The sequence below is a fragment of the Trinickia diaoshuihuensis genome (assembly GCF_003390925.1).
GTDB lineage: Bacteria > Pseudomonadota > Gammaproteobacteria > Burkholderiales > Burkholderiaceae > Trinickia > Trinickia diaoshuihuensis.
In genome coordinates, this window is the sequence record NZ_QUBS01000090.1 from 410,684 (window position 1) to 435,517 (window position 24,834).

General features: G+C 61.9%; 18 protein-coding genes. 3 read left to right on the top strand and 15 right to left on the bottom strand.

Translation table 11 applies throughout. The annotated features are described in order from the left end of the window. Positions 1–17: 17 nt before the first annotated feature. From DXT59_RS30170 to DXT59_RS30240, 15 genes are all read right to left on the bottom strand, one after another. Positions 18–620 carry a helix-turn-helix domain-containing protein gene (locus DXT59_RS30170; protein WP_116142317.1) on the bottom strand — a complete coding sequence of 201 codons (603 nt, stop codon included), beginning with the start codon at positions 618–620 and terminating at the stop codon, positions 18–20. Between the two features lie 8 nt (positions 621–628). After that, on the bottom strand, positions 629–3,793 hold the full coding sequence (locus DXT59_RS30175; RefSeq protein ID WP_116142136.1) for a multidrug efflux RND transporter permease subunit: 3,165 nt from the start codon (positions 3,791–3,793) through the stop codon (positions 629–631). A 97-nt stretch (positions 3,794–3,890) separates the two neighbouring features. Beyond that, positions 3,891–5,228: a TldD/PmbA family protein gene (locus DXT59_RS30180; RefSeq protein ID WP_116142139.1), complete on the bottom strand. Its 1,338-nt coding sequence runs from the start codon at positions 5,226–5,228 to the stop codon at positions 3,891–3,893. Beyond that, complete coding sequence (locus DXT59_RS30185) at positions 5,225–6,661, bottom strand: TldD/PmbA family protein (RefSeq protein WP_116142142.1); 1,437 nt, start codon at positions 6,659–6,661, stop codon at positions 5,225–5,227. Before DXT59_RS30185 ends, DXT59_RS30180 begins: the two co-directional genes overlap by 4 nt. Further along, positions 6,658–8,295: an ABC transporter ATP-binding protein gene (locus DXT59_RS30190; RefSeq protein ID WP_116142144.1), complete on the bottom strand. Its 1,638-nt coding sequence runs from the start codon at positions 8,293–8,295 to the stop codon at positions 6,658–6,660. The genes DXT59_RS30185 and DXT59_RS30190 overlap by 4 nt, the downstream gene beginning before the upstream one ends. Beyond that, a complete protein-coding gene (locus DXT59_RS30195) occupies positions 8,295–9,404 on the bottom strand; it encodes an ABC transporter permease (protein ID WP_116142146.1) in 1,110 nt (369 codons plus the stop codon). Before DXT59_RS30195 ends, DXT59_RS30190 begins: the two co-directional genes overlap by 1 nt. Continuing rightward, positions 9,358–10,413, bottom strand: coding sequence for a microcin C ABC transporter permease YejB (locus DXT59_RS30200; protein WP_116142148.1), 1,056 nt, complete (start codon positions 10,411–10,413; stop codon positions 9,358–9,360). Before DXT59_RS30200 ends, DXT59_RS30195 begins: the two co-directional genes overlap by 47 nt. Before the next feature lie 24 nt (positions 10,414–10,437). Beyond that, complete coding sequence (locus tag DXT59_RS30205; RefSeq protein WP_240324743.1) at positions 10,438–12,285, bottom strand: extracellular solute-binding protein; 1,848 nt, start codon at positions 12,283–12,285, stop codon at positions 10,438–10,440. Positions 12,286–12,420: 135 nt separating this feature from the next. Then, positions 12,421–13,623, bottom strand: coding sequence for a tetratricopeptide repeat protein (locus tag DXT59_RS30210; RefSeq protein ID WP_116142152.1), 1,203 nt, complete (start codon positions 13,621–13,623; stop codon positions 12,421–12,423). Positions 13,624–13,633: 10 nt separating this feature from the next. Beyond that, positions 13,634–14,065: an ExbD/TolR family protein gene (locus tag DXT59_RS30215; protein WP_116142154.1), complete on the bottom strand. Its 432-nt coding sequence runs from the start codon at positions 14,063–14,065 to the stop codon at positions 13,634–13,636. A gap of 62 nt (positions 14,066–14,127) precedes the next feature. Then, the gene (locus DXT59_RS30220) at positions 14,128–14,550 is read right to left on the bottom strand and encodes an ExbD/TolR family protein (RefSeq protein WP_116142157.1); all 423 of its coding nucleotides are present in this window, start codon (positions 14,548–14,550) and stop codon (positions 14,128–14,130) included. Positions 14,551–14,578: 28 nt separating this feature from the next. Continuing rightward, the gene (locus DXT59_RS30225; RefSeq protein WP_116142160.1) at positions 14,579–15,484 is read right to left on the bottom strand and encodes a MotA/TolQ/ExbB proton channel family protein; all 906 of its coding nucleotides are present in this window, start codon (positions 15,482–15,484) and stop codon (positions 14,579–14,581) included. Between the two features lie 93 nt (positions 15,485–15,577). Next, positions 15,578–16,276, bottom strand: a complete 699-nt coding sequence (locus tag DXT59_RS30230; protein WP_116142162.1) for an energy transducer TonB — start codon at positions 16,274–16,276, stop codon at positions 15,578–15,580. 220 nt (positions 16,277–16,496) lie between these two features. Continuing rightward, complete coding sequence (locus DXT59_RS30235; protein ID WP_116142164.1) at positions 16,497–19,223, bottom strand: TonB-dependent receptor; 2,727 nt, start codon at positions 19,221–19,223, stop codon at positions 16,497–16,499. A gap of 364 nt (positions 19,224–19,587) precedes the next feature. Then, positions 19,588–20,163, bottom strand: coding sequence for a helix-turn-helix domain-containing protein (locus DXT59_RS30240; protein WP_116142166.1), 576 nt, complete (start codon positions 20,161–20,163; stop codon positions 19,588–19,590). 591 nt (positions 20,164–20,754) lie between these two features. On the opposite strand from DXT59_RS30240, the gene DXT59_RS30245 reads away from it, so the two are divergent. The 3 genes from DXT59_RS30245 to DXT59_RS30255 all read left to right on the top strand — a co-directional run bounded on the left by DXT59_RS30245 (position 20,755) and on the right by DXT59_RS30255 (position 24,823). Further along, positions 20,755–21,504, top strand: a complete 750-nt coding sequence (locus tag DXT59_RS30245) for a DNA/RNA non-specific endonuclease (protein ID WP_116142168.1) — start codon at positions 20,755–20,757, stop codon at positions 21,502–21,504. 52 nt (positions 21,505–21,556) lie between these two features. Then, on the top strand, positions 21,557–21,763 hold the full coding sequence (locus DXT59_RS30250; protein ID WP_116142319.1) for a hypothetical protein: 207 nt from the start codon (positions 21,557–21,559) through the stop codon (positions 21,761–21,763). A 381-nt stretch (positions 21,764–22,144) separates the two neighbouring features. After that, positions 22,145–24,823, top strand: coding sequence for a TonB-dependent receptor (locus DXT59_RS30255; protein WP_162878311.1), 2,679 nt, complete (start codon positions 22,145–22,147; stop codon positions 24,821–24,823). Positions 24,824–24,834: the final 11 nt, after the last annotated feature.

Below are 24,834 nucleotides of genomic sequence, written 5' to 3' on the forward strand. Positions count from 1 at the left end.
CAGGGCCAACGAACGCGCTACAACAAACTCGGCGTCCCCACCCACATCAACAGCGCATCCTGCTCGCCGGTGTTATGCCAATGGTGGGCATCCGTCGAATCGTAGTGCGCCGAGTCCCCTTCGCGGAACTCATAAGTCTTGTCTTCCAACGTCAGCGTCAGATTGCCCGACAGCACGTACCAAAACTGCTCCCCAGCGCGCGCCGTGATCTTATCGAGCTTTTGCCCGGCGGGAATGCGCACGAGCAGCGCTTCCATCTGCCCGCCTTCAGTCACTTGCGTCAATCTCGCGAACCGGTTGTCCGCATCGGCAAACCCGAAAAAGGTCAGCCGGTCGCCGCGCGCGACATAACGCTCGTCGCGCGGCGCATCGAGCAAGTACTGAATCTTCACACCCAGCACACGCGCGATCGCCATCAACGTCGACACCGATGGCCGAGCAAGCCCGCGTTCCACTTGCGAGAGAAACGGCGCGGAAATCCCCGCGCTAGTGGCCACCTCATCGAGCGTCAACGACAAGTGCTGCCGCAGCGACCGAATCTTCGGGCCGAGCACCGTCGAACTGGGGCGCTCCTCTTCAAGCCACTCGCCGCGCTCGTAGGTCTTCCGATGCCGTCCCATGGCCGCCTTCATGAGGGCTCCGTTTCGGGATCGGGCACGCGCGCACCAGACTTATCGTTAGCACCGCCTTTCGGCTTGACGCCCGACAAGTCACGCTTGCGCAACGTATTCATGACGAGATAGAACGCGATCGGCGTGAAAACGAGCCCCAGCACCGTTGCCGCAATGACACCGCCGAATACGCCGGTGCCGATCGAATGGCGGCTCTCCGCACCGCCGCCGCTCGAAAACACGAGCGGCACGACGCCGAGCAAAAACGCCGCGGACGTCATGACGATCGGCCGAAAGCGCATCGCGCACGCCTGCACGACGGCATCGAACAGTGCCACGCCGCGCGCCTGCGCATCGCGCGCGAACTGCACGATCAGAATCGCGTTCTTGCCCGCGAGACCGATCACGGTCACGAGCCCGATCTTGAAGTAAATGTCGTTCGGCATGCCGCGCAAAAGCATCGCCGCCACCGCACCGATCATCCCGAGCGGCACCACGATCAGCACCGACATCGGAATCGTCCAGCTCTCGTAAAGCGCCGCGAGCGCCATGAACACGGCCAGCAGCGAGAGCCCGATCAGTAACGGCGTTTGCTTGGCCGCTTGCGTTTCCGCCAGCGCCGCATCGGCCCAGTCGAACGACGTTCCCGGCGGCAATTGCGCGGCGAGCCGCTCCATCTCGGCCATGGCCGCGCCCGAGCTATAGCCGTCGGCGGCACGCCCGGTGACGTCGAGCGACGGATAGCCGTTATAGCGCGAGAGCATGATGGGCCCGCGCGACCATTTCAGTGCGGAAAACGCCGAAAACGGCACCATCTTGCCGGCCGCGTTGGGCACCGATAGATTCAACAAATCCGCATCGGTCATGCGCGAAGACGAATCCCCGCCTACCAGCACGCGCAGCATCCGTCCCGAGGCCGGATAGTCGTTCACATAGAGCGTACCGAAGGTACTGCCGAGCGTCGCTTGGATCGCATCGAACGAGACGTCCATCGCATACGCTTTCGCCCGGTCGATATCGAGCACCACGCGCGGCGCATCGGGCAGCGTCTCCGAGTGCACATCCGCCAATACCGAACTCTTTTTGGCTAGCTCGAGCAACCGTTCGCGCGCCGCATGGAACTCCGTGCGCGTCATGCCGCCGCGGTTTTCGAGGTGGAAGGTAAACCCCTCGGCATGGCCCATCCCGGGCACAGAGGGCGGCAATTGCGCGATCACGTCGCCTTCGCGAATCTTCGCGAACGATTCGTTCAACCTATCGCGCAGCGCCAATGCGCCGACATCGCGATGCGACCAATCCTTCAAATCGACGAACGCCATCCCCACGTTCTGCCCACTGCCGGAAAAGCTCCATCCGATGACGGTCGTGACGTTCGCAATCGATTTCTGCCGCTGCAACACGTCCTCGACCTGCTTGATCACCGCGTAGGTACGCTGCTGCGAAGCGCCCGGCGGCAATTGCACCATGACTTGCAATTGCCCTTGGTCTTCGGTCGGCAGGAAGCCGCTGGGCAGCGACGCGTACATCACCGCGCCGGCGCCGATCAACGCGAGATGGATCGCGAACAAGCGCTTAGGCGCACGCAAGATCTTCACGATGAAACCGCGGTAGCCGTCCGACGCGCGCTCGAACTTCTCCAGGAATTTCCCGGCGAATCCCGATCCGTGGTGCTCATCGGGTCCGGGCGCTTTTAGCAAGTTCGCGCACAGCGCGGGCGCCAAGGACAGCGCCATGAACGCCGATACCAAGATCGCCGCGATCATCGCGATCGAGAATTGCCGATAGATCCCGCCCACGCCGCCCGAGAAGAACGCCATCGGTACGAACACGGCGGTCAAGACGGCCGTGACGCCGACGATCGCACCGCCGATCTGGGCCATCGCCTTGCGCGTCGCCTCACGCGGCGGCAGTCCTTCGTCGCGCATGATTCGTTCGATGTTTTCCACGACGACGATCGCATCGTCGACGAGAATCCCGATCGCGAGCACGAGCCCGAACAGCGTGAACACGTTGATCGACAGACCAAAGACATGCATCGCCGCGAACGAGCCCATCAACGCGACGGGAATCACCACGGTCGGCACGAGCGTATAACGCAGATCGCGCAGGAACAGCCACATCACGCAGAAGACGAGCACGATCGCTTCCACGAGCGTCAGCAACACTTCGCTGATGGCGATTTTCACGAAATGCGCGCCGTCATACGGGATTTCGATCGCAATACCGGGCGGCAGCGTCTTCGACAACTCGGCCACCCGCTTATGAATCTCGTTCGACGTTTGGAGCGCATTGCCGAGCGGCCCGAGTTGGATCCCGACCGTGGCCGCCGTTCTTCCGTTCAACCGCGACCAGAACGTATAGCTATCGGCGCCCAGCTCGACGCGCGCGACGTCGCCGATGCGCACGACGGAGCCGTCGGGACGCGCTTTCAGCACGATTGCGGCGAACTCTTCCGGCGTGTGCAACTGCCCCCGCACGCTAACCGACGCCGTGATCGCTTGGCCGTTCCGCGCGGGCGCATCGCCGATCGCTCCCGCCGTCACGGTGGCGTTCTGCGCTTGAATAGCCGCCGTCACTTGCGCCGGCGACAAATCGTACTCGCGCAGCTTCATCGGATCGAGCCAAATACGCATGGCGCGATCGGCATCCCAAAGCTGGGCCGATCCCACGCCGGGCGTGCGCTTCAATTCGCGCAGCAAGAACCGGTTCAGATAGTCGCTCAGCGCGGTCGAATCACGCATGCCGTCGGTCGAAACGAGCGTCACGAGCATCAAGAACGTATTCGCCGCCTTGAAGACGCTGATGCCCTGCTGGACGACCGGCTGGGGCAAGCGCGATTCGATCTGCTTCATGCGGTTCTGCACGTCGACCATCGCGAGATCGGGGTTCGTGCCCGGCTCGAACGTCACGTCGATTTCGAGTTCGCCGAGCGCATCGCTCGTCGTCTCGTAGTACTGCAGGCCGTCGGCGCCGTCGAGGCTCTGCTCGATCAGACTGGCGACGTTGCTATCCACGTCCTCGGCCGAGGCGCCGGGGTACTGGGCGGATATGACGATGCGCGGCGGCGCGAGCCGCGGATACTGCGACACCGGCAGCAACGGCAACGCGAGCACGCCCGCAAGGGTGATCGCCAGTGCGACGATCCAAGCGAATACCGGGCGGTCGATAAAAAATGAAGGCACGTGGTTACTCCCGCGGCGCGCCGGTTGACGCCGCGCATCGTGCCGTCTCTTTCTCGATTGTTATTGTTTTCGTTCTATGCATGCGTTGGTTAAGCGGTCAGAGCGTCAGTTGGAACGTTTTCGCTAGCGCCCCCGGCAATTTCATTCCGCCGGTGGCACGCTCGCCCCATGTGGAATCGTTCAGCAGCAACTCCGGCTCGGCGTCCAGTCTTTCGAGCTGATCGCCGAGCAGGCTGTAAAGACTGTCGTCGAAACGCATCGCTTCGACCGGTGCCACGATTCGCCCGTTCTCGACCCAGAACGTCGCGAAACGCGTCATGCCCGTCAAGCGGCAAGCCATGCGATCGGAAAAATTCACATACCAAAGATTGCCGACATAAAGACCCGTATCGAGCGCGGACAGCACCTCGTCGGCGCGCAGATCGCCGCCCCCCATCGCCAGCGACGAGGGCGATTCGTCGGCTGTCGCGCCGTTCGGCGTCAACCCGTACTCGCGCGCACTGCGCGCATCGGTCAAGCGATCGACCCCGCGGCCGTTCGCGAGCAGCGACACGCTCTCGCGGAGGTACCCGTCGTCGTTGAATCCCGGGGTGATCGCAAGCCCGATTTCCTCGGTCAGCGTCACGCGCGGATCGAACCGCAGTTCGCCCGTATGCAGCTTGTACAAAGGGCTACGCGAAGTCGCTTGCTGCCGCGCGGAGAACCCTTGATACGCCATCATTTCCACGAGCGATCCCAAGGCCGACGGCGCGAAATACGTGCGGTAGCGTCCCGGCGTCAGCACCCGAGGCGTGCCGGCCAAGATCGGCAACCTCGATGCGGCCTGCTCGAGCCTGTGCGCGAAGACGGCGTCGTCCCAGGCGTCGCCCGCGTATTCGCTCTTGATCGCGCGCCCGCTGCGATCGAACAGCGACCAACTGAAGTTGAAGTTATCGACCTCGTACCAGCCGCGGCTGCCGAGCGACGACGCAAAACCCCGCGCCATCGTCCCGCCCGCATAGAACCCGACGAAGTCCAGCCCGTGCGCGCATTCGGCGACAGTCCGCACGAGCACCGCCGGTTCGGGCAGACGTCCCGACCGCTCGGTGGTCTGCGTCCACTGCGTCTGACCGAACAAGAGGTGAGGATCTTCGGGAGCGTCGCGCAAGCTCGCTCGCAGCATGCCCAGCGCCTGCGCCGCATCGTCGAGATCGGCTTCCAATTGGCCGCCCACCGTCATCGTCGAATACGCTTGCCGCGCGCCGTCGATCAAACGAAGCGTGAGTTTGCCCTGCGACACGGTGCCGATCTGGCGCACCTTGCCCTGGTTGAAGCGAATGAAATCGGAATGCTCGGCGGTCAGCGAGAGCAGCGTCACTTCGCCGCCCACGCGCAACCGTTCGATCCCTTCCGCTAGCGCACCGAAGTGGCGCTTCCAATCGAAGTTCGCCATCATGCACCTCCGAATACGTCGATGTCGGCGAACACGCAGGCCGGCGACGCGTGCCCAACGTGAATGATTTGCATCGGCTCGCCCTTGCCGCAGAGCGGCGTGCCGTACGTCTCGCGCGTCGACTCGTTGCCGACCGCTTTCAGGCTGCGCCAAAAGTTCGCCGAGATGCCACGGTAATTCGGCCGCTTGACCACTTGCGTCAGCTTGCCGTTTTCGATCAATTGGCCGAACTCGCAGCCGAATTGGAATTTATTGCGTCGATCGTCGATCGACCATGACGTGTTCGTGCGCATCAGGATGCCTCGCTCGATCCCTGCGACGAGGTCTTCGAACGTGCTCTCGCCCGCTTCGATGTTCAAATTCGCCATGCGGTCGATCGGTGCGCGATTCCAGTTCGATGCGCGGGAGTTCGCGACGCCGGGAAGCTGCGCGCGCTGTTGCGAAAGCGTGCCGCCGAGCGGGCGTTCGAGCACGCCGTTCCTAATCAAATACTGCTTGCGCGCCTGCGCGCCTTCGTCGTCGAAGCCGTAGGAGGCCGCCTCTTCGCGCACCGAAGGATCGAACGTCACATTGAGCAGCTCGGATCCATAGCGGTAGCTGCCGAACATATCGGGCGTGACGAAGCTCGAGCCGGCGAAGTTGCGTTCGTCGCCCAAAATCCGGTCGAGCTCCAGCGGATGACCGATCGATTCGTGGATCTGCAGCATCATCTGATCGGGCAACAGCAGCAAATCGCGCACGCCCGACGGACAATTGGGCGCGGCGAGCAATTGCAAGGCTTCGTCGGCCAATCGCACGCCGGAACCGTCGTAGCCGTAGCGCGCCAAGATTTCCATGCCGCCTTGCGCGAGCAGCGATTCGTAGCCACCGAGCCTTCGCACTTGCGTGTCGCCATCGGCATGTGCCACGACCGTCATTTGCGGCAGCAAATAGCGAAAGCGCTGTTCGATCCGCACGCCGTCGCTCGTCACGTAAAGCTGATCGCTATGGGTGATTCGAATCGCCGCGGTACGCTCGACGATACGCGCGTCGAGCGCCGCCGCCGCGCATTCGGCGGCGAGACGATCGATCCATTCGCCGCGCGAGGGCAGCGCCGTATCGGCATTGGGCGAAACGTAATTCCCGCTCACGCCGGGCCGCGGCGCGCTGCGGTGGTCGATCAACGTCACGGCCGCCGCCGCGCGCGCCCGCTCGCTCGCGAGGTCGAGGGCGGCTTGCAAGCCTGCCTCGGACAAATCGGCCGTCGCCGCATAGCCGGCGCCGGCGCCGCACCACGCCGTGAGCAACGCGCCGCGGTCGCGGACCGTCGAAAACGGTTGCGCCACGTCGTTGCGCACCGTGTGGTTCTCGGCGCGGTCGTCCGCGATCCGCAGCGACCAAAATTCGGCGTTGCTTTTCAAGGCGGCAGCCGCGCGCGACCAGCGTTCATCGATCATGCAATTGCCTCGTTCGGATCCGCTTCGGGCACCTGCATGGATGCCGCGAGCAGCGATTGGGTATAAGGATGCGTAGGGGCCCGCAGCACGTCGAGCGTATCGCCCGATTCGACGATGCGTCCCGACTTCATCACGACGACGCGATGCGCCATCGCCCGCATCACCGCCAAATCGTGCGTGATGAACAGGTAGCTGAGCCCATACTTCTTTTGCAGCCGCGTGAGCAGCGCCAACACCTGCTGCTGTACTGAGACATCGAGCGCGCTCGTCGGTTCGTCGAGTACGAGAAGTTCAGGTTCTACCGCAAGTGCCCGCGCGATGGCAATACGTTGCCGCTGTCCCCCCGAGAATTCGTGGGGATAGCGCAAGGCCGCATCGGCCGGCAGCCCGACTTCCTCGAGCAGTTCGCGTACGCGCTCGCAGCGCGCCTGCCCGGTCATGGCCGGTTTGTGCACACGCAGGCCCTCGCCGATGATCTGCTCGATCGTCATGCGCGGCGAGAGCGAACCGAACGGATCTTGAAACACGACCTGCATCCGCGCGCACAGCGCGCACCACTCCGCGCTCGACGAACGGTAGCTCGCGAGCGAGCGGCCGCCCACGTTGATCTCGCCCGCCGCCGCGCGCTGCAGACCCAGCACGGTCGAGGCGAGCGTCGATTTGCCCGAACCCGATTCGCCGACAATCCCGACCGTCTCGCCGCGCCGCAACGTCAAATCGACGTCCTGCAATGCACGGAACTTCGCGCTGGCGAAGAGCGAGCGCAACCCCTTCGCACTCGTCCTGTAGTCGACGGCGAGCCCCTTGATTTCGAGGACGTTGTTCGACTCGGCGGGCACCTCATCGACGCAACGGACAGGCTCGCTATTGAGCAAGCGCTTCGTGTAAGGGTGCTGCGGGTTCGAGAACAGCGCCTCGGTCGTGTTCGTCTCGACCAGAATGCCCTTCTCCATCACCGCCACGCGCTGCGCGAAACGCCGCACGAGATTCAGATCGTGCGTGATCAAGAGCACGGCCATCCCGCGATCGGCGGCCTCCTGCTCCTGCAGTTCGATCAGCAGGTCCACGATCTGCTGACGCACAGTCACGTCGAGCGCCGTCGTAGGCTCGTCCGCCAACAGCAAGCGCGGCCGGCAAGCAAGCGCCATCGCGATCATCGCGCGCTGACGCTGTCCGCCCGAAAGCTGGTGCGGGAAGCTGTCGATACGCCGCTCCGGCTCGGGAATGCCCGTGCGGCGCAGCAGTTCGATCCCGCGCGCACGCGCCGCGTTGGGCCGCAAGCCCTCATGCAGCCGCAAGCTTTCGGAAATCTGCTTGCCGATCGTATAAAGCGGGTTCAGCGCCGTCATCGGCTCTTGAAACACCATCGCGATATCGGCGCCGCGAATGCCGCGCATCTGCTGTTCGGTCTTGGCGAGCAGATCCTCGCCTTCGAACACGATGCGGCCCGAGAGCGTCGCATGTTGCACGAGACGCAAGATCGACAGCGCCGTCAGGCTTTTACCGGAACCCGATTCGCCGACGAGCGCCACGCGTTCGCCGCGCGCGATCGCCAAATTCAATTCGTGAACGCATTTTTTTGCGCCGAAGCTGATCGAGAGATTCTCGATGCTGAGCAAAGGACTGCCGTTCATCACTTCGCCCCTCCGAATGCCGAGCCGCGATTGCGCGTATCGAGCGCGTTACGCAGCGCGTCGCCCATGAAGGTCAGCAAGAGCAGCGTCACGACGAGCGCCGCGAACGCCGACACCGAAATCCACCACGCGTCCAGGTTGTTCTTGCCCTCCTGCAGCAATTCGCCGAGGCTCGGCGTCGGAGGCGGCACCCCGAGACCGAGGAAGTCCAGACTCGTCAGCGACAAGATCGCCGCGCTCATGCGGAACGGCAGGAACGTGATCACCGGCGTCAGACTGTTCGGTAAGACATGGCGCCAAATGATCTGCCAGTTCGAGAGCCCCATCGTGCGCGCCGCCTTCACATAGTCGAGCGACCGGTTGCGCAAGAATTCGGCGCGCACGTAATCGGACAGCACGAGCCAGCCGAACATCGACAGCAAGATGAACAGCAGCCACAGCGTAGGCTCGAAAATCGACGCGAAGATGATCAGCAAATACAGATCGGGCATCGAACTCCAGATCTCGATGAGCCGCTGGCCGATCAAGTCGGTACGGCCGCCGTAGAAGCCTTGCAACGCACCGGTCAGCACGCCGAAAAACACGCCCGATATCGTCAGCGCCAGCGCCATCAACACCGATACGCGGAAGCCGTACAGCAGACGCGAGAGCACGTCGCGGCCGAACTGATCGGTGCCGAGCCAGTTCGACGACGACGGCCGCGCCGGAAACGGCCGCTCGGCGAAATAGTCGATCGTATCGTAGTAGTTATGGTTCGGCGGATAGATCGCGAAGTTGCCGTTCGATTGGATGCGCGAACGGATATACGGATCGAGATAGTTCGTCTTGGCCGGGAAATCGCCGCCGAACTGCGTCTCCGGATACGTCTTCACGATCGGGAAGTAATAATGACCTTGGTAGCGCACGACGAGCGGCTTGTCGTTGCACAGCGCTTCGCCGAGCACACTGATGACGAACAGCGCGACGAAGATCAAGAGGCTCCAATAGCCGAGCCGCTGGCTTTTGAAGCGCAGCCACGTGCGCCGCCATGGCGAGATCGACGCTACCGGCGCGAGGGCCGGCTTAGCGGTCCATGCGGTCGAATTGGATGCGGGGGTCGACGAGGACATAGCAGACGTCAGCAATCAGTTTGGTTACGAGGCCGATCAAGGTGAACAGGAACAGCGAGCCGAGCACTACGGGGTAGTCGCGGCGTATCACCGAGTCGTACGAAAGCTGGCCCATGCCGTCGAGCGAGAACAACGTCTCGATCAGCAAGTTGCCGTTCAAAAACGCGCCGACGAAAGCGGCCGGCAGGCCGGTCAGCAGGGGAATCGCAGCATTGCGCAGCACGTGCTTCCACAGCACGTCGCGCTCCGGAGCGCCTTTCGCGCGCGCCGTCAGCACGTATTGCCGGCCGATCTCCTCGAGGAACGTGTTCTTCGTGAGGATCGTGACGATCGCGAAATTGCCGACCACCGACGCCGTGACGGGCAGCACCATGTGCCAAAGATAATCGAGGACCTTACCGATCGTGCTCAGGTCGTCGAAGTTATCGGACGTCAGGCCGCGCATCGGGAATACGTCCCAGAACGTCCCGCCGCCGAACAGCATCAGCAGCAGCACGCCCAATACGAAGCCCGGAATGGCGTAGCCGATGAGGACCAGCACGCTCGTCACGGCGTCGAACCGCGACCCGTTGCGGACCGCCTTCGCGATCCCGAGCGGCACGGAGACGGCGTAAGTCAGGATGATGGTCCACAGACCGAGCGAGATCGAGACGGGCAGCTTCTCCTTGATCACGCCCCAGACGCTCTCGTGCTGGAAGTACGATTGGCCGAGATCGAACGTGGCATAGCTCTTGAGCATCATCAAGTAGCGCGTGAGCGGCGGCTTGTCGAAGCCGAACTGCTTCTTGATTTGCTCGATCTGTTGCGGATCGACGCCTTGGCTCGCGTGGTAACCGCCGCTACCGCCACCGCCGTCGCCGCCGCGATTCGCGGCGCCGTGACGCAACTGCGTGACCATCTGCTCGACCGGCCCGCCGGGGACGAACTGAGTAACGACGAACGTCACCGTGACGACACCGATCAGCGTCGGAATCATCAACAGCAGACGTCTGAGGATGTAGGCAAACATAGGACTCCTTGATACCTCGATGTCTCAGTGCACCGCGGCCGGAGCCGAGGTCTTGACGGCCGCCGCGCTCTGCGGCTTCACAAACCAGTAATCGATGACCAGATCCTCGGATTGGAACGTATCCGGGTTGATGCGCGGATGCCCGATCGTCGTCTTGTGGGCGATGCGGGCGTTGCGCTCGTAGTACATCGGGACTTCGTAATACTCGTTGATCAAAACCCGGTCGAGCGCGTGCGTGGCCGTCTCGAGATCGTCGAGATTCGTCGCGGAGATCGCCGCATGCACGAGCGCGTCGACAGCTTTCGAACGGACACCCGGGTAGTTCTCCGAGCCCACTTCCGATGCCGCCTTACTCGTGAAGCGGCGCTCGAGTTCGATGCCCGGGATCGTCACGAGCGGGTAGATGTACGTCGTCATGTCGAACTGGAAGTTATCGAGCCGCTTTTGATAGAGCGCGCTGTCGATCTCGCGAATATGCGCATCGATACCGAGTGTTTGCAGGGCCTGCGTATAAGGGATGATCAAGCGGTCCATGCCCGGCTCGTCGTCCATGATTTCGATCTTCATCGGCTCGCCGGCCGCGTTGCGCAATGCGCCGTCGCGGTAGTGCCACCCTGCTTCAGCCAGCAACTCGCGCGCTTTGACCAAATTGGCGCGCAAGGAACCCGGCGGCTTCGTGCCCGGTTGCTTCACCATCGGCCCGAACACTTCGGGCGGCAATTGCGCGCGGAACGGCTCGAGCAGCTTCAGCTCTTTCTCGCTCGGCATGCCGGTCGCGCCGAAGGGGCTCGCATCCCAGTAGCTGTTCAGGCGCGTGTAGATGCCGTAGAACATCATCCGGTTCATCCAGTCGTAGTCGAACGCGAGCGCCAGCGCGTGCCGTACGCGCCGGTCCTGGAATTGGGGCTTGCGCGTATTGATCATGAAGCTTTGCATCTGCGCCGGGCCGTAGGGGAACGTCTCTTGTTTGAGCAACCCGTTCTCGAAGTTCTTGCCGACGTACTTGCGCGCCCATTGCGTCGAGCTGTATTCGCGATCGATGTCGTCGTTGCCCGCCTTGAAGGCTTCGAGCTTCGTGTACTGATCGAGGTACAGCTTGAAGACGATGCGATCGAAGTGGAACATGCCGCGGCGCGAGGGCAAATTCGCTGCCCAATAGTTAGGATTGCGCCGATAGACGATCTCTTTGTTGTTCTTGCGTTGCTCGACGAGATAAGCGCCGCTGGCGATCGGCGGATCGACGGCGATCTGATCGAACGGCAAGCGCTTGCCGTTCGGCTGCACGCCCCATTTAGGCGAGAAAACCGGTAGATCGCCCGCGATCAACGGCGCGGCGCGCGAGTTGTCGACGAAGTCGAAGCGCACGGTCAAGCGATCGATTACCGTCGCACGCTTCAGTTCCGAGAATTGCGAAGAGACCGTGGGCGAGGCCAGCGGGCTTTTGAGCGTATCGAACGAGTACTTGACGTCGGCCGCCGTGATCGGATCGCCGTTCGAGAAACGCGCCTTCGGATTGATATGGAACGCGGCCGACATCCCGTCGGGCGCCACTTCCACGTCGTCCGCGATCAGCGGATATTCCGATGCCAGTTCGTCCCAGCTACGCTGCATCAGCGTATCGAACATCAGATTTCTGACGTCGGGCGCCGGCTGTCCGCGGACAACGAACGGATTAAGCGAATCGTAACTTTGCGACTGATCGTAATTCTGAAATTTGAGCGTTCCCGTATTCGGTTGATCGGGATCCGCATAATCGAAATGCGTGAAATTCGGCGGATATTTCAAATTGCCGAATTGTGCGATAGCCGGCTGGGCTTGCGCGCCGATCGCGAACGCCAGCCCGAACGCCGTCGCGAACGCCAGGCGAAACATTGAAGGTCTCATCTTCCCAGTACGGGTGGACGCGCGCCGGAACGCACCGGCACGCCATTCATCGGAGCGGTAGGGCGGCAAACGCGGGCCGTCGCGGGCATTCGCGCCGCGCGACGGCCGCCCCCTAGCGCCGCCTCACTTCGACGCTACCAGCAACCAGAGTTGAGCCAAATCGCTCGACCCGTCGGTGCCCTTTACCGCGCGTAATGCTTGTACCGCACGCGCTTTCTGTCCCGCTATGTAATAAGCGATACCCAAATGCAATTGCGCTTGATCGGCGTGCTCGAGCCCACCTTTCGCAATCGCCGCTTCCATCATCGAAATGCCATCCTTGGCCTTGCCCGCGAAGACGAGATTGAAACCCTGGTCCACGGGCGCCGGCGGATTGTCCTTATCGACGCCGGCCGCCGCGCGCTTGGCGGCAAGCGCTTGCAGGCGCTTCTCGCGTTCGGCTTGCGCGTCGCGGCCGAGCACGCCCGAGGAGAAGCCTTGGTCGATGACCTGCTTGGCCTCCGCGGGCGTACCCGCTACGAGCGCAAGCTGCGTCATCTCCATGTAATCGTCCACGCTCGCGAGCGACCCGGTCGCACGGCGCAGGCGATACGTGTCGATGTCCAGACGCGACGAATAGCCGGGCTTGTTGCGAATCGCCGTAAACAGATCGTCCCAATACGACTGCTTCGGGTGATAGGCCACGAGCTTTTCGAGCGCGCCGCGATACGAGGCGTCGTCCTTCACGCGTTGCGCGCAAGTGCCGAGCAGTTGCAATTGCGATTCGTCCGGCGTGCGGCCCGCGCGCACCTCGCCTTCGACCGACGGCTTCAGAAGCTTGACCACGCTGCCGCAGTCGTTCGAGAGGTAGTACGACTGCACGAGCAGCGTACGCATCTGCGGATCGTTGCCACCCGCCTTCAAATAGCGCTGGGCCACCGTAATGGCCCGGCCGTAGTTTCGCTGCTGAAAATACACGCCGGCCAGCGTAGCGGTGACGCTCTGCTCCTCGCCGCCCTTCAATTGCCCACCCGCGAGCAAGCCCTCGTAGGCTTGGGCCGCCGTACCGGTGTCGCCGGCCGCCATCGCCGCGGCGCCGCGCATTTCCTCGACCATGTACGTTTCGTACGGCGTCTTGTTCGGCACGGCCGCCGCTTGCGCGATTTTGCCGAGCGCGTCCTTGTACTTGTGCGCGTGATAGAGCGTTTGCGCGTCGTTCAAAGGCTTAGCCACGTCAGGGCGCAGCGTGTCCGCCGCGAAGGCCGCGTGAGAAGCCGCCAGCATGAACAGCGCGCAGCCGGCCGCCGCGAGCGCGGCGTGCTTGAACCGTCGATGGATCGTTCGCATTGCCACTTCCTTATTGCATGTACTGCTCATTGCCGATCAAACCGATCTTCGTCGCGCCCACGCGCTGCGCCGCGGCCATCACTTCCGCCACATCCTTGTACGGCACGAGCTTGTTCGGCCGGACGTGAATTTCGTCTTGCACGGGCTCGGCCGCGACCTGGGCAAGCTTCGATTCGAGCGTGGCCCGATCCGGAATCGGCGTGCCGTTCCAGGTCATCGTCCCGTCGAAATCGATATCGATTTGCACGACAGTCGGCTGAACCGCCGGAGGCGGCGGATTGCCGACCGGCAAGTCCATCTTCACGGCGTGCATCTGAATCGGAATCGTGATGATCAGCATGATGAGCAGCACGAGCATCACGTCGATCAGCGGCGTCGTGTTGATGTCGACCATCACTTCCGGTTCGCCGCCGCCGCCACCCGAGGGTACATTCATTCCCATAATTCGTTCCCCTTTCGACTGGAGCGGGGGCGTGAGCGCCCGCTCCGGTCCGATGCAAAGCTCTAACCGCCGCGCGCGGGCGGTTCGGTGATAAACGACACCTTCGCGATGCCGGCGCGTTCGCAGTCCGTGATCACGCGTCCGATGAACTCGTAACGCGTGTTCTGATCGCCGCGCACGTGTATCTCGGGCTGCGGCGACATCGCCGATACCGCCTTCAACTTCGTAAGCAGCGTCGGACCGTCGACGTGCGATTCGTTCCAGAAGAAATCGCCATCCTTGTTGACCGCGATTTCGATGCTCTTCGGCGTCGTTTGCAGCGGATGCACCGTTTCCTTGGGCAACTGCAGCGGCACCGTGTGCGTGACGACCGGGATGGTGATCAAGAAGATGATCAACAACACGAGCATCACGTCGACGAGCGGCGTGGTGTTAATGGCGGCGATGACTTCGTCGTCGTCCTCGCCCCCAACGCTCATGGCCATGGTGGACCTCGCTTAACGGGAACGGAGATTACTGAACGAGCGATGCGGCACGATTCGCCGTGCGCGCTTGACGCTTGCCGCCGGCCAGCAGGACCGTGTGGAGTTGGGCGCCGAAGGCACGCACGCGCTCCATCACCGACTTGTTGCGGCGAACGAGGAAGTTGTAGCCGAGCACGGCCGGAACCGCCACCGCCAGACCGATCGCCGTCATGATCAGGGCTTCGCCCACGGGGCCCGCGACCTTGTCGATCGAGGCTTGGCCCGCGATGCCGATGGCCGTCAATGCGTGATAGATACCCCATACCGTACCGAACAGACCGACGAACGGCGCCGTCGAGCCGACCGTCGCCAGAAAGGCGAGGCCGTCTTGCAGGCGGTTCGACACGTTCGTGATCGCGCGCTCGACCGAGACGTCGATCCAGGTGTTGCGGTCGACAGCTTCGAGCAGCGCTTCGTCATGGTGCTCGCCGGCTTCGATCGCCGTTTCGGCGATGAAACGGAACGGCGACGATTCGTCGAGCTGCTTCGCGCCGTCGGCCAGCGACGGCGCCGTCCACAGTTGCTCGTCGGCGGCCTTCGCGCGGCGGTTGGCACGGAATTGCTCGAAGAACTTCGTGATCATGATGTACCAGCTACCCATCGACATGATCACGAGCAGGATCAGCACGAAACGCGCGACGAAGTCGCCGTTTTTCCACAATGCGCCGAGACCGTACGGGTTGTTGACCGTTTCGGTCGCGGCCGGTGCCGGCGGCGGCGCCGGTTGATCGGCGGCGGGCGCGGCGGCTTGCGGCGCCGCGGTGGCGCTAGCGGTTGCCGTCGTGGCGGCTGCGTCGCTTGCTTGCGCATAGGCGAATTGCGGAACGGCGGTGCCGGTCGCGGCCAGGGCGATCAGCGTGGTGGTAGCCAATGCGGCGAGGGAACGCTTGTTCATAATCTGCTCCAGTTCAGTCCAATCGTTGAACTTGTGAAACCTGTTGTACTTGTGTCGCTCGTTTGCTAGATCCGTCGGGGCTCAACACTCAATTTAGTTGAGGTTGAACGAAAACGGCACTTGCACTCGAACGGCTTGACCTTGTGCGATGCAGTTGAATCGCTTGACCGCTTTGAACGCCGCGTTATCGAGGCTGTCGTGATCCGACGACTTCGCCACGCGTTCGTTCGTGATATGGCCCTGCGGGTCCACGGTGAATTCGATGAGCACTTCGCCCGTATCGCCGTTTTCCTGCGCTTCCTGCGGATAAGCGATCGATCCGCGAACTTGATCCGAATTCGGACACACGACACCCACTTCCGTATGCACAACGGGTTTGGGCTGTGCGACCGGAGCCGGCGGCGCCACGACGGGCGCGGATTGCACGGGTGTCGCTTGATGCGCAATGGTTGCCTGGGGCGGCGCTTGCACCGGCACTTCGGGCGGCGGCACGAACGGCGGAGGCGGCGGCGCGAACTTCGGCGGCGGCAGTTGCACGGGCGGCAACGGCGGCGGCGGAGGCGGTTTCACCGGCTCGATGATTTTCGTCTCGATCGGACGTTGAATGACGTGCACGACCTTCGTTGCGAGGCCGTTCAGCAGCGCGTACACGAGTACGATGTGCAGCGCGATGACGACTGCGATCCCGCCGAACCGGCGGACGGGATTTTGCTGCTTTCGCCCGAACTCTCGTGGGCGACCTGACCATGCCAACCCGGATGCTGCACCGGGCGATTGTCCTTCCACTTTCATACCCACCTTCGATCCTCCCGGCGTGAATCGCCTTGTTCCGTGATTGCGGCGCTCGTCGTGCAACGAACCGCGGAGATGAGGCCGATCACAAGGGACTTCTTGCGACAGCTTTAAAACAGGTCCACCGCCCTCACGCTCGACGCGTTGCCCTTCTTGAGCGAAGCGTTGCGCTTCGCGTGAGGGCGGCGGACCGACTGGCTAGCTCGAGATGCCTTGTTTTTTAGAATCGATACGTCGCACCAACCTGGAAGAAGCGGCCCAGGTTCGTGTACAGCGATTGGTCGTAGCCCGTGATGTCAGGCGACGATTGCCACTCGACGTCGAACGGCGGCTTTTTGTCGAACAGGTTGGTAATACCGCCGTAGATCGTCCAGTGCTTGAAGCCGCGATACGAGGCCATCAAGTCGAACTGGCTATACGACGCAACCGAACCCGTGCCGCCGTCGCCGAACTCCGCTGCCACCGCGTTCGTGTACGGGCCCGTGTAGCGCCACGTCAGCGTCGTCGTCAGCTTGCGGTAGTCCCAGGTCAAACTGGTGTTGCCCTTCCAACGCGGGTTGCTCGCGCCGAACGGTTGCAGCAGCGCCAGGTTGTTGCCGGCGAAGTCTTGCGGAGCGGCACCCGGGCTGCGCAGCTTGAAGTGCCAGACGTAAGCCCAGTCGCCCGACAACGTGAACAGACCGTACGGCGTACGCACGCCCTTGCGGAAGTTCATGTCGAAGCCGTCGGTATCGAGCGAACCCAAGTTGACGAACGGCTGCACGATGTAGCGAATCGTGCCGTCGGGGTTACGCACGACCGTCGCCGGATCGTTAGCTTGGAGCACCGCGTTCGGATCTGCCGTGCCGATCACGCCGTCGATATGCACCTTGTAGAACGCCGCACCGAAGTCCGTCAGCGGATCGGGCGAGAGCTCGAAGCCGATGTTGTAGTTCTTCGTATGCTCGGGTTGCAGATCCTTATTACCCGTGGTCTGCTCGGTCGTGAAGTGCTTCGTCGGCGTGCCGCTCGGATCGTTCGGGTCGACCAGGTTTTGGTGGCCCAGGTAGACCGATTGCGCGTTTTCAACCGGCGTCGGCGCGCGGAAACCGCGGCTGTACGACGCGTAGGCCGTCAACATGCGGATCGGCTGGAAGCGCAACGCGAAGCTAGGCGAGAACGCGCCGCCGAAGTCGCTGTAGTGGTCGTAACGGCCTGCCGTCGTGAACTTCAGGTTTTGCAGGATAGGAATGTCGAACTGATAGAACGCGGCCGCGATGTTGCGCGACGAGGCCACGGTCTGCACGTTCGCCGGCGCGATGATGCCTTGCTCAGCGAGCGTCTGCGGGTTGATCGTCATCGATTCGTGCCGGAATTCCGTACCGATACCGAAGCCGACGCCGCCCGTGGGCAACGTGAACAGGTTCTGCGTCGAAGCCTTGGCCTGCACGCTGTCGACCTTGTTGATCGCTTGCGTGTTGTCGTCGCTGAAGACGCCGTTCAGACCGTTCGGCGTAGACGCCGGGTTCGAGAAATTGTATGTGCCGTTGGCCAGCATGTTCTCGAGGCCCGCCACATTCAGGCGGTTCGAGATCGTGCTATCAACCGTGCTTTGCGAGTGAGCGTAGTCGACCGACCAATCCCAGTTGCCCAGCTTCGGCGTATCGAACGAACCCTTGATACCGGTGTTGGCCATCCAGAACGTCGAGACCGTATCCGTTGCGCCGACGTTGTTCGGGAACGTCAGGTTGATCTGCGTCGGGACGCCGAACGGGTTGTACGGATTGCTCGCGCTGACCACGCGCGGCACGGGTGCAACCGAGCCCGTCGCGGGATTGAAGAAGTTCGAGGTGCTCGACAGCGCGATCGGGCCGTTCAACTGCACGGTCTCGTCGCGGCTCACCCAGAAGCCGGCATAGGCTTCGGTGTTGTCGTTGATTTTGAACGTACCACGCACCTTCGCGTTCAAGCGCGTCGTCGACGGAATCAAGGACGTGCCGCTCGCGACGTTATACGTACACGATGCACCGCCGTTAGCCAACGGGGTGCTGCCCGGGGGGCAAGGCGACAACGCTTGCGTCGCGCCTGGACCCGTCTGCCAATACGATTGCTGGTTCGGACCGAGCGGGGCGGCGTTACCGCCGGAATAGCCCGTGAAGTCCTGGTGCTTCGTCATGTCGCGATCGGCAAGCGTCGAACCGCTGTCGCGATAGTAGCTCGCGGCCGCCGTAACGTTGAAGCGATCGGAATTGAGGTCGCCGAAGCCGCCCAACACGCTGAAGCTGCCTTGGCCGTCGCCCGGATGCTGAGCCTTGCCGAGTTGGCCGTCGATCTCGAGCCCGCGGAAATTCTTCTTCGTGATGATGTTGACGACACCCGCGATCGCGTCCGAACCGTAGACGGACACGGCGCCCGTCTTCACGATCTCGATCCGATCGATCATGTTCAACGGAATCGTATTGACATCGAAGAACGTGTCGGTGAAGTTCACTGCCTGCGCATAGTTCGCCACGCGCTGACCGTCGACGAGCACCAAGGTGTACTTTTCGCTCAGGCCGCGCAGTGCGACACCCGCACCGCCGGGGGCGGAGCTCGACGCAGTGGACTGGGACCAACTGCTGCCCGAGTTCACCGCCGTGCCGCGCAAGAAGTCGGCAACCGTCGTATAGCCGCTTTGCTCGATGTCCTTCGCGGTGATCGTTTGAACTTCGATTTGACTTTGCTTATCCGCGCTGCGGATAAGCGAGCCCGTCACCTCGAACTTCTTCAACTGCGCGACCTTGCCGCCGTTGGAGTCCGTGGTAGTCGTGGCCCCGCCAGCCGGTGCCGGTTGTGCCGCCGGCGTCTTGGCCGCGTCCGCCGCCGCCGGCTGCGATTGTGCGAAAGCCGGCGTCCCCAGCGCTGCGCTCAGCGCCAACTCAGCCCAAAAAATCTTTCGTATGGCCGATCCCAAAGCCGTTTGTTTCATTTTTCCCCTTCTCATCTCAGTAACGCCAAGATTGTTTTGCGCGAAGACCTGGCGCGCCTTCCCGCTTGCGGCACCCCTGCACCGCCCCCTGTTGACAGCCCCGTTCTTGCACTGCGCCAAAAAAAAACCGCAATCACGCACGCACCGGCCTTTGAGCCGACCTGGCGTTTCCGTTAGTAGTCCTAACTTCTAGCTTTCGCATGCCGCTTGCGAACCGATCATGGGCGTGCAAGCGCGCAATCTCGCCCGCGGCATGGCGGCGAGACTCGCTCGGCAACCGGCCGTCGCTTCACATTTGTTAACAGTTAGGATTACTAACTGTTATGCGAGGACCGGCATCCGTAAAAAGATCAACAGCGGCTAATTAAAACAACTTCGGCGTTCCGACCCAAACCAGCACGGTTTCATCGCGGGCCGTATTGGCCCAAGCATGCGGAACCGTCGACTCGTAGTGCGCGCTGTCACCCGCGTGCAATACGAAGGTCGTACCTTCTAGGTTCAGCGATATTTCACCGCGCAATACATACAAAAACTCTTCTCCCGCATGCGTCGTCACTTCCGACGGCGGCTGCCCCGCCGGCAACTTGACGAGAATGGCGTCGAGTTGCCTATCGCCCGACACGTTCGTCAGCCGAGCGAAAAGGTTCGCCGAGTCGGCAAAGCTAAAGAACTGCAATTCGTCTGCGCGCCGAACCGATTTACCTTCCGTCGGCGTATCGACGAAGTACTGCACCGTTACCCCTAGCGCTCTCGCAATCCCGGCCAACGACGTGATGGACGGCGTGGCCAGCCCTCGCTCAACTTGCGAAAGGAACGGTTTGGATATACCCGCCGCCGTTGCCGTTTCGTCGAGTGTGCGTTGGAGCCTCTTGCGAAGCGCTCTAATTTTGCTGCCTAGCACAAGGGCAGCGCCTGTCTTATCTTCAGTGTGCGGAACCATAGCAGGACACAAACCGGCCGTCAAAAATTGTTTGATAGAAGCAAATTACATTTACCCAAGGTAAACCCGAAGCCGATTCTTGGTTCAATGCACCGTTACGGTGCCCGCGACGGCGCGCGACGCATACGCTACCGCGAGAGCCGCCATGGGCGTCGATGCGGGATAACCCGTGGTGCAACCTTTGAGGCAATTATTCGAACAGTTCAAAATGCTTTAGGCATATAGCCTTTTCAATATCAATCGCGCTCCGGTAACCCCCTCGAACTAGTCCGTATTGCAACTGCGTTGCAACCTGCACCAATACGTCGCAACCCTAAACGTTTCGCCCATCGCGGTGCGCCTCATGACGATAACAGGATGAAATCCGCAACCGAAGCCATGTTCTTTAGAGGAATCAATCTAACTTTGTTAACCTCAATTATTTCATTTTGCTTTCATTGCAATTTCTGATTTCCTTCGAATAGGCAGTCGCATGAGGGTCGCCGATGCGAGAGGAAGCGCGCCGCTTTCTTGCAGTGCAACGTTCCTCGCTCGTCCCGCGCGTCGCCCGGCTATACTCGGCGCCCCCTCACGCATTCGATCGTTGCGCCGATGAAGAAGCTGTTCGCCGTTTTGCTGTTTGCCGCCAGTACCCACGCACTCGCGGCCCCCGCTTGTTCCGAATTCGTCCCGGGCGCCCAGTTACCCGTTCTCGCCAATGCGAAGCTGGCGCCGAAGACGCGCCTGCTGTGCTACTCGGACTTCGCCGTCTTGCACTCAGGCCTGACGCATGGACCGCTATGGTCGGCCGAGCATCTCACGCGCGCCCACCTCAGCGAAGCCAAGCGGCAGACGCGGACGAACAAGTTTTTCGAAGAACCCGCGTTGCCGCCGAACGAAGGCGCCACGTTGGCCGACTACAAACGCAGCGGCTACGACCGCGGGCACATGAGTCCCGCGGGCGACCGTTGGACCGCCGAAGCGATGGCGCAATCGTTCACGCTCGCGAACGTTGTCCCGCAAGACCGCGACAACAACGAGCACTTGTGGGCGCGTATCGAATCGTCGGTCCGCAAGATTGCGAATCGCTATGGCGAGGCCTATGTTGTGACAGGGCCGCTGTTCGCGGGCCAAACGCTTCGCACGATCGGCGCCACACGCGTGTTCGTGCCGACGCGGCTCTTCAAGGTCGTCTACGTGCCCGGCGCCAACCAGGCGTTTGCGATCGTGGTCGATAACGTCGCGACCGATACGTATGAAATAAAGACCGTGCACGAACTAGAAGCGATCAGCGGCATTCGTTTTCCCGGGATTCCCGAAGCAATCAAAGATCAACGGATCGGAGGACTGAAAGGTGTCTGAATTCAATGCCTTTGCGAACGACGACGACGTACTGAATATCGCCGGCGACGCAATGACCGTGGCCAATGGGCAGGCCTGCGTCACCGTGTCGGGCACGCTCGAAATCACCAAGGACAAGCGTGGCCTCGCGGCGGCGCTCGCGCTGAAACAGGCGCTCGACAGCATCGTTGCGCAGTTGCAGCGTCAGCGCGATTTGCCGGAGCACGCGCACGAAGAACCGCCGGCCCCCACGGGCAGCGTCGACAATCCGTTCAATTGAACGTCGCGACCGGTCCGATTTCGAGATATGCGCTTTAGAAGCGCCGCTCGGTTCGGATCGGTCGTACTGAGATCCCTATTGCCCCACTGATCGGGAACGAGGCTTGTTTCACTCTGCGAGCCGCATCCCGCCAAGCTGCCGATCGTTATTCATTAGGTTATAACGGGCCGCTTCAATTGCTCTCGATTCGGCGAATGTAAAGCAATCCAGAATTCGTTGCTTATTCGTCGCGCATCGCACTCGCTAGCATTTCGCAATCCATCGACAAGACCTCAAGCATCGCCTATCCAGCGATGCGCTTGGGCTGCGCCTACCGGCCGCAGCACGCCCCCGTTCGTCCGAAATTTCAGCTACCGATCCGCACGACATAAAGGACACCAAGTGCGACTAAAACTATTTGCCCGCGCAGGCAATACAACGTTGATTCCGGGACTCGTATTACTGATTGCCCTGGCATCGACGGCGCATGCCGAGGACGCAAGCAACGCCGATTCGGCCACACCGGCATCGCCCCCGGCCACAACGACGCTTAAACGCGTGGAAATCACGGGCTCGTTGATTAAAACCGCCGACAAAGTCGGTTACAACCAAGTGCAAGTCGTCACGCCCGATCAAATCCGAGATAGCGGCGCCAATACGGTGGCCGACTTTCTGCGCACGCTCTCGAGCAATTCGGCCAGTAGCTGGTCCGAAGCCATGCCGACCGGGTCGGCGCCTGGCGGCGCCGGGATTGCGCTGCGTGGTCTGAGCGAGAAATACACGCTGGTGCTCGTCGACGGTCAGCGTGTCGCGCCCTATGGACTCAATGCGAACAACACCGATAGCTTCTTCGATCTGAACACCCTTCCGCTCAACATGGTGGAACGCATCGAGGTCGTCAAAACCGGTGCAGTCGCTCAATACGGATCCGATGCCGTCGCGGGCGTCGTCAACGTCATCACCAAAAAGAATTTCCGCGGCGTGCAACTCGACGGCAGCTTCGGCGGTGCGACGCGCGGTGGTTCCGCGACGTCCAAGCTCGGCATCACCGCCGGCTTCGGCGATTTGAACGCCGACCGCTTCAACTTCACCGTGGCCGCGAGCTTCTACAAGCAAGATGCGTTCACTCAGGCGGACCGGTCCAACACGAGCGGGCAGGACAACACCGGCGTGAACGAGTTCGGCATGCTGACCGGCGCACCGTCGTTTTGGGAACCCAATGGCGCCGGCAACGGCGGCGTGGCGCTGAGCCCATGCCCGTCCGGGGGCGCGATTCGACAAGGCGCGCAAGTCGTGGGCGGTCCCAGTTCGGGTACGACGTGCGTCGCCAATAGCGCAAGCGGCCAGGACGGGCAGCCGGACCAAAAGCGCTTCAACGTCAAAGCACACGCGACGTTCAAACTCAGCGATACGACGCAGGCCTTCGTCGATCTTTGGGAAAGTCGCAACACGACTAGGTTCGCGCAGGGCTATCAAAGCATCGGCGACGGCACGCTCGCCTACAACCCCGTCACGGGAGGCACGACGCAAGTGCCGAACCTCGTGTCGGCGAGCAATCCCTACAATGCGTTCGGCGTCGCCACGCCGTTGACCTATACCTTTCTCGGGGAGCCCGAGGTCGTGAAAACGACGTCGAATTTCTATCGGGCCGCAACGGGCCTGCGAGGATCGTTCACGGCGTCCAATGAAAGCAATTGGGATTGGACAGCATCGATCAGCCACTCGCAGAGCACGGTCGATACGACCACCTCGGGTTTGCTCAGCGTCCCCGGGTTGGCCGCCATCTTGGGGCCGAACGGCCGATTCAACTTCTCCGCGCCGCAAACCACGCCGAACGGCTTGGCGGGGCTCTATACCAGCAGCTCGAACCAAGCGATTTCCGCGCTCGATACGGTCGATGTCACGTTATCGACGGCGAACTTGTTCTCGCTGCCCGCGGGTAACGTCGGCCTCGGCTTGGGCGCCCAATTCCTGCATGAGCGCGCCTACATCGGCAACTTCGCGGCCGAAGCGCAAGGCTTGGCGGTGCCGTTCACGCTGCAATCGGCCGACGGCGAGCGCAACGTGGCGGCGGCGTACTATCAATTGGATATCCCTCTGATCCGCGGGCTTTCGTTTAGCCATTCGGGACGCTTCGACCACTACAGCGATTTCGGCGATGCCTTCTCGCCGCGATTCGCGCTGCGCTGGCAGCCGATATCGGCGCTGACGACCTATGCTTCGTATGGCCGAGGCTTCCGTGCCCCGACGCTCGTCGAGAACTCGCAATCGGCCGCGTATTCCCTCCAGGACGCGGTCGATCCATATAGCCCGATCAACAGCACGCAGCAAGCCAACGTCGCGGAGTTGATCAAAGGCAATCGGAACTTGCGGCCAGAGCGCACCAAGAACTACAACGCGGGCTTTCAGCTATCGCCCGATGCCAAAACCGATATCGGAATCGACTGGTACAAGATCGTCATCGACAACGTCATCGGCACCTCGAAGATCCAAAACATCGTCAACACCAACGACCCGAGCGTCGTCCATCGCAACCCGGATGGATCGATCGCCTATGTCGACATGACGTACTCCAACCTGGGCTCGTTGAGGACCGACGGCTTCGAGTTCACGTTCAGGAAAGCACTGCCCACGTCGCTGGGCACGTTCACCCTCAGCGGCGACTGGGCGTACGTCTGGCACTTCAACGTCGAAAGCGCGTCGGGCGTCACGCAGAATTGCGCGGGCAACAATGCCTGTATCACGCAGCCGTTCGGTGCGAGCTTTCCGCGGTGGAAAGGAAATCTGAATCTGAACTGGCGCTACCGCGAATTCAGCACGACGTTGACCTATCTCTACGACAGCCCCTACACGGAAACGGAATTCGCGCCCGATAGCGTGCCTTCGTACAGCCAATTCAACTTGGTCACGACGTATACCGGCTTCAAACATTGGACGATCTACGCAAGCGTCAACAATCTGTTCAATCGCAGGCCGCCGTTCGATCCGATCTGGCAGTACGGACCGAACCTCACCTACGACCCGACGTTGTACGGCAATCAAGGGCGCTTTGCCGAAGTCGGCGCGACCTATCGCTTCTGATCGCCGTTCAT

Excerpts from the sequence above, each read along its gene's own strand:
- DXT59_RS30235 (WP_116142164.1), bottom strand. The coding sequence starts at position 19,223 with ATGAAACAAACGGCTTTGGGATCGGCCATACGAAAGATTTTTTGGGCT.
- DXT59_RS30180 (WP_116142139.1), bottom strand. The coding sequence starts at position 5,228 with ATGATGGCGAACTTCGATTGGAAGCGCCACTTCGGTGCGCTAGCGGAA.
- DXT59_RS30230 (WP_116142162.1), bottom strand. The coding sequence starts at position 16,276 with ATGAAAGTGGAAGGACAATCGCCCGGTGCAGCATCCGGGTTGGCATGG.
- DXT59_RS30225 (WP_116142160.1), bottom strand. The coding sequence starts at position 15,484 with ATGAACAAGCGTTCCCTCGCCGCATTGGCTACCACCACGCTGATCGCC.
- DXT59_RS30210 (WP_116142152.1), bottom strand. The coding sequence starts at position 13,623 with ATGCGAACGATCCATCGACGGTTCAAGCACGCCGCGCTCGCGGCGGCC.
- DXT59_RS30170 (WP_116142317.1), bottom strand. The coding sequence starts at position 620 with ATGGGACGGCATCGGAAGACCTACGAGCGCGGCGAGTGGCTTGAAGAG.
- DXT59_RS30215 (WP_116142154.1), bottom strand. The coding sequence starts at position 14,065 with ATGGGAATGAATGTACCCTCGGGTGGCGGCGGCGGCGAACCGGAAGTG.
- DXT59_RS30195 (WP_116142146.1), bottom strand. The coding sequence starts at position 9,404 with ATGTCCTCGTCGACCCCCGCATCCAATTCGACCGCATGGACCGCTAAG.
- DXT59_RS30240 (WP_116142166.1), bottom strand. The coding sequence starts at position 20,163 with ATGGTTCCGCACACTGAAGATAAGACAGGCGCTGCCCTTGTGCTAGGC.
- DXT59_RS30245 (WP_116142168.1), top strand. The coding sequence starts at position 20,755 with ATGAAGAAGCTGTTCGCCGTTTTGCTGTTTGCCGCCAGTACCCACGCA.
- DXT59_RS30250 (WP_116142319.1), top strand. The coding sequence starts at position 21,557 with ATGACCGTGGCCAATGGGCAGGCCTGCGTCACCGTGTCGGGCACGCTC.
- DXT59_RS30190 (WP_116142144.1), bottom strand. The coding sequence starts at position 8,295 with ATGAACGGCAGTCCTTTGCTCAGCATCGAGAATCTCTCGATCAGCTTC.
- DXT59_RS30200 (WP_116142148.1), bottom strand. The coding sequence starts at position 10,413 with ATGTTTGCCTACATCCTCAGACGTCTGCTGTTGATGATTCCGACGCTG.
- DXT59_RS30220 (WP_116142157.1), bottom strand. The coding sequence starts at position 14,550 with ATGGCCATGAGCGTTGGGGGCGAGGACGACGACGAAGTCATCGCCGCC.
- DXT59_RS30185 (WP_116142142.1), bottom strand. The coding sequence starts at position 6,661 with ATGATCGATGAACGCTGGTCGCGCGCGGCTGCCGCCTTGAAAAGCAAC.
- DXT59_RS30205 (WP_240324743.1), bottom strand. The coding sequence starts at position 12,285 with ATGTTTCGCCTGGCGTTCGCGACGGCGTTCGGGCTGGCGTTCGCGATC.